Origin of the sequence: Streptomyces sp. PU-14G, assembly GCF_041028275.1 — a bacterium.
Lineage (GTDB): Bacteria > Actinomycetota > Actinomycetes > Streptomycetales > Streptomycetaceae > Streptomyces.
The window spans coordinates 1-4,832 of sequence record NZ_JASKYT010000477.1 but is presented as its reverse complement, the minus strand read 5'-3'; the positions used below and the strand labels follow the sequence as shown (position 1 = coordinate 4,832).

Here is a 4,832-nt window from a genome sequence, read left to right as displayed (position 1 = left end):
CGGGGGCGGGCGTGCGTGCGCATACGCGGGCGTGCGGGTGGCGCGTGGTACAGCCTGCTGTACTCGGGGTTTCTCGTTGGCCGGATCGTGCGCGGACCGGGTCGTCCGTAGCGTCGACGCGTACTCGACGGCCCCCGAGCAAGGAGCATCTCCCGTGACCGATTCTTTCAGCGGCCTCGCGGGGCCCGGGACGCCGCGCCCCGAGCGGAGCGGCTCCGCCCGGCGCGGCGCCGGCCTGCACGCCGGCACCGGCCCTGCCGCACCGCCCCGCGCCGTCGCGCTCGGCGTCCCGTGCGGCGCCTGGTGGCGGTCATGAGGTACACGCGCGCGGGGGGCCGCGAGACGACCTTGAGGATCGCCGCCGCCGAGGGCCACCACGCCGCCGGGAGGGCACACCGCACGCCGGCTGTGCAGCTGGTCGAGGTCACCAAGACATATCCCGGAGACGTCCGGGCGCTCGACAGCGTTTCCCTCACGGTGGAGCGCGGGACGTTCCTCGCCGTGATGGGCCCTTCCGGCTCGGGCAAGAGCACGCTGATGCACTGCGCCGCCGGGCTCGACTCGCCGACCAGCGGGCGCGCCTTCGTCGACGGCACGGAGATCGGCGCGCTGGACGAGACCCGCCGCACCGAACTGCGCAGGCGCAGCGTCGGTTTCATCTTCCAGTCCTACAACCTGGTGCCGTCGCTCAGCGTCGAGGACAACATCATGCTGCCGCTGCGGCTGGCCGGCCAGACACCGGACAAGGGGTGGGTAGGCGAGCTGGTCGAGCGGGTCGGGATGGCCGGGCGGCTGTCTCACCGTCCGGCGGAGTTGTCCGGCGGGCAGCAGCAGCGGGCGGCCATCGCGCGCGCGTTGGCCGCCAGGCCCGCGGTCGTGTTCGCCGACGAGCCGACGGGTGCGCTGGATCTGCGTACCGGGCGCGAGGTACTCGCTCTGCTGCGCGACATGGTGGACGGGCTCGGTCAGACCGTCGTGATGGTCACCCACGACCCGGCCGCCGCCGCGCGGTCCGACCTGGCGAGTGTCATGGCCGACGGGCGGGTCGTGGACACGCTGGTGAGGCCCACGGCGGCCGAGTTGGCCACCTGCGTGACGCGGTTGGAGACGGAGTAGCGGATGCTGTACTTCGCCTGGCACATGGTGCGTCGCAGAATCGCCGCGCTGCTGGCCGTGACCTGCGCGACGCTGGGCGGGGCCGCCATGGTCACCGGCATCGGCGTCCTCGCCGAGTCCGGCTGGCGCTCCCACGCTCCGGTCGAGCGGCTCGCCCGGGCCGATGTCGTCGTTTCGGCGAGCCAGACCTACAGTCCTCCCCAGCCCGGCGTCCCGTCGATCTCCCTGCCGGAACGGGCCAGGGTGCCCGCCGCTCTCGCGGACCGGCTGGCGCGGCTGCCCGGTGTCGCGAGCGCGGTGGGCGACCGCAGCTTCCCCGCGGCCGTCGTCACCGGGCGCGGCGACGCGGTACCGGCCGACGATCCGGGCGCCAACGGGCACGGCTGGTCCTCGACCGGCCTGCTCGCCGCGCACGGCGTCACCGGTGCGGCGCCGGACGGGCCGCGGGACGTGGCGCTCGACGAGGCCACGGCCGCCGCCGCGGGCGCGAACCCCGGCGACCGGGTCAAGGTCGTCGCCGCAGGACGCTCCGGCAGCTACCGGGTGTCGGCCGTTCTCGAAGCGCCGGGCAGCGGCGTGTACTTCAGCGACGCCACGGCGCAGCGGCTGACCGGACACAGTGCGGCCTCGGGCGCCCGCGCCGCCGATGAGACCGCGCCGGACACCGGCCCCACCGGTCCGGCGGACGCGGGTTCCGCGTCCTCCGCTCGGACCGGTTCCGCCGGATCCGCGAGCGCGGGTTCCGGCTCTCCCGCGCCGGCCGTGGATCTGATCGCCGTACGCGCCGAACAGGGCGCGGGCGCCAAGGTCGCGGAAGCGGTGCGCGAGGCCGTACGGGGCACCGGTCTGACCGTGGCGACGGGAGCCGCCCGAGGCGACGCCGAGGCGCCGAGTACGGTGGCCGCCCGCTCCCTCCTGCCCACTCTTGCCGGGTCGCTGGCCGGTGTCACCCTGCTGGTCGTCGGGTTCATCGTCGGCGGGGCCCTGTCCGTGTCGATCCAGGCACAGCGGCGCGAACTCGCCCTGATGCGCGCCGTCGGAGCGACTCCACGGCAGATCCGCAGGCTCGCCACGGCGCAGGCCGCGCTCATCGCGGTCGCCGCCGCCCTGCCCGGAGCCGCGCTCGGTTACGTTCTCGCGGAACGGTTCAGGCGACTGCTGGTGTGGACCGGGATGCTCCCTGACGGGCTGCCCCTGACGTTCGGCCCGCTGCCCGCCGTCGCGGGCGTGCTGCTCCTGGTCGGCGTCGTGAGCGCGGCGGCCTGGTGCGCCGCCTGGCGTACGTCGCGCATGCCGGCGACGGAAGCGGTCGCCGAGTCGCGCAGCGAACCCCGTACCTCTGCTCCGGTGCGCGGGCGGATCGGTTCGGCGCTGATCGTCGCCGGGACGGGGGTCTCCGTCGTCCCGCTGCTGGTCAGGTCGCAGGCCGGGGCTGCGGCCACCGCCATGGCCGGCATCCTCGCGGCGATCGGTCTGGCGCTCGTCGGCCCGGCGCTGCTGCGCGGCGTCGGCCGCGCGCTGGCGAGGAAACTGCCGGCCCGGTCCTCGGCGCCGACCTGGCTGGCCGTGGCCAACAGCCACGGTTACGCGCAGCGCGCCGCCGCGGCCGTCTCCACCCTCGCGATGGCCGTGGTCTTCACTCTCACCTACGCCCTGACCCAGACCACCGTGCTGGCCGCCACCTCCGGGGACGTCCACGACGGCACCCGGGCCCAGTTCGCGGTGAGCGCGCCAGGTCTCGGAGGTGTCCCCGAGGGCCTGCTCGACGAGGTACGGGGCAGGCCGGGCGTCGAGGCCGCCGCCCCCGTGACCACGACCACCGCGCTGTGGTCGTACGAGATGCTGGGGGACACCGAGACGGAGAGCGCGCCGGCTCTCGTTCTCACTCCGCAGGCCTCCGGCGTGCTCGACCTGGACGTGCGCAGCGGCAGCCTGACCGGGCTGACCGGCAACACCGTCGCCGTCAGCGAGGACGTCGCCGAGTCCCGTGCCGCGCGGGTGGGCGGGAAGGTGAAGCTGCGCCTGGGTGACGGCGCCGCTGTCACCGCCCGCGTCGTGGCCACGTACGGGCGCGGCCTCGGCTTCGGCGATGTCGCCCTCTCCCGGGACCTGGCCGCGGGACACACCACCACGGGACTGGATCAGCAGGTCTTCGTCCGTACGGACGGCACCGACGCGGCCCAACGCGCCGTCGCGGACGTGGTCTCCTCCCGTCCCGGCCTCGCCCTGGACGAGGACCCCGGTACTCCCGCGCGGTCAGGTGTGGGTGGCGTCCCGCCCGAGCTGTGGATCAACATCGTGGTGCTCGCCGTGCTGTTGGGCTATCTCCTGCTCGGCATCGCCAACAAGCTGGTCGCCACCACCGTGGGGCGGCGCACCGAGTTGGCGACGCTCCAGCTGATCGGCGCCACGCCGTACCAGGCCCGGGCGATGATGCGGCGCGAGGCGGTCCTGATCGCGCTGACGGCGCTCGTCGCCGGTGTGCTGCTGTCCGTGGTGCCCCTCGCACTGCTGTCCGTCGGCTTTCTCCATCGCCCGTGGCCCGCGGGGCCGTTGTGGCTGCTGCCCGTACTGGCGGTCGTGGTCGCCGCCGTCACCTTCCTCACCGTCGAACTGCCCACCCGCCGGGCGCTGCGTACGCCACCCGCTCAGGCGCTCGCCCGCGCCTGACGGCTGCGGTGCCCGTCGGATGACACCTGCTCCGGGAGACCGCTCCGAAAGACCTGGGGCTTTAAGTCAGTCGATTGACTTATAGCGGAAGCCCGTGTTCACCTGGAGCGGTACGGTCCACCGCCCGGGGAGGCTCTGGAGTGACTGACCTGCAGGACACGGCACCGCCCGCCGCGCGCGTGCGCCGACGGCCCCGCCGCGCGGCGCACGCGCGCCCCTCACGCAGGCGGACGGTGACCCGGTGAGCGCCGCGCGGACCGGGCGGGCGGACCGCGCGACGGAGACCCGCGACGCGCTCATGACGGCGGCGGAACGGCTGTTCGCCGAGCACGGGTTGTCCGCCGTCTCCAGCCGCCAGATCGGCGAGGCCGCGGGACAGGGCAACGTGACGGCCGTCAGCTACCACTTCGGCAGCAAGCCCGGGCTCGTGCGCGCGATCATGACCCGGCACGGGGAGCGGGTCGACCAGCTTCGGCAGCGGTACGTGCGCGCGGCCGACGGCAGCCGCGACATCCGCGACTGGGTCGGCTGCCTCGTGCGCCCCGTACCGGAGTATCTGGGCTCACTCGGAGTCCCCTCCTGGCACGCCCGCTTCTCGGTGCTGGTCATGACCGATCCGATGCTCCGTGCACTCGTCACCGACGAGGCGCTCGTGCGGCCCTGCCTGGGGGAAGTCCTCGACAACCTCGGCCGCTGCCTGGCGGGGCTTCCCGAGCGGGTACGGGCCGAACGCGGAGACATGGCACGGCACCTGCTCGTCCACACCTGCGCGGAACGGGAGCGTGCGCTGGCCGAGGGCACCGGTGCGCCGCACACCTCCTGGCAACGCACGGCCGACGCGCTGACCGACGCGGTCGTGGGCCTGCTGACAGCGCCCGTCACCCACCCGGACGACACCATGGGGGAGGTCTGAGAATGCGGACCAGCGTGGCCGAGGACAGGTGCTGCGGCGCCGGTGAGCGCACCATGGCCGTGCCGGACGTCTTCGACCAGCGGGACGAGGACGCCATCGTGGTGCTCCTCACCCCCGAGCCGCACCCCGAGCC

4 protein-coding genes are annotated in these 4,832 nt (G+C 74.4%); all 4 read left to right on the top strand.

The features are described from left to right. The first annotated feature begins 154 nt into the window (after nt 1-154). The 4 genes from AB8Z75_RS31830 (at nt 155) to AB8Z75_RS31815 (ending at nt 4,699) form a co-directional block, all read left to right on the top strand. A complete protein-coding gene (locus tag AB8Z75_RS31830) occupies nt 155-316 on the top strand; it encodes a hypothetical protein (RefSeq protein ID WP_369208104.1) in 162 nt (53 codons plus the stop codon). Further along, complete coding sequence (locus tag AB8Z75_RS31825; RefSeq protein ID WP_369208102.1) at nt 313-1,116, top strand: ABC transporter ATP-binding protein; 804 nt, start codon at nt 313-315, stop codon at nt 1,114-1,116. The genes AB8Z75_RS31830 and AB8Z75_RS31825 overlap by 4 nt, the downstream gene beginning before the upstream one ends. Nucleotides 1,117-1,119: 3 nt before the next feature. Beyond that, nucleotides 1,120-3,786: an FtsX-like permease family protein gene (locus tag AB8Z75_RS31820; RefSeq protein ID WP_369208100.1), complete on the top strand. Its 2,667-nt coding sequence runs from the start codon at nt 1,120-1,122 to the stop codon at nt 3,784-3,786. A gap of 298 nt (nt 3,787-4,084) precedes the next feature. Then, a complete protein-coding gene (locus AB8Z75_RS31815; RefSeq protein WP_369208106.1) occupies nt 4,085-4,699 on the top strand; it encodes a TetR/AcrR family transcriptional regulator in 615 nt (204 codons plus the stop codon). Nucleotides 4,700-4,832 lie beyond the last annotated feature (133 nt).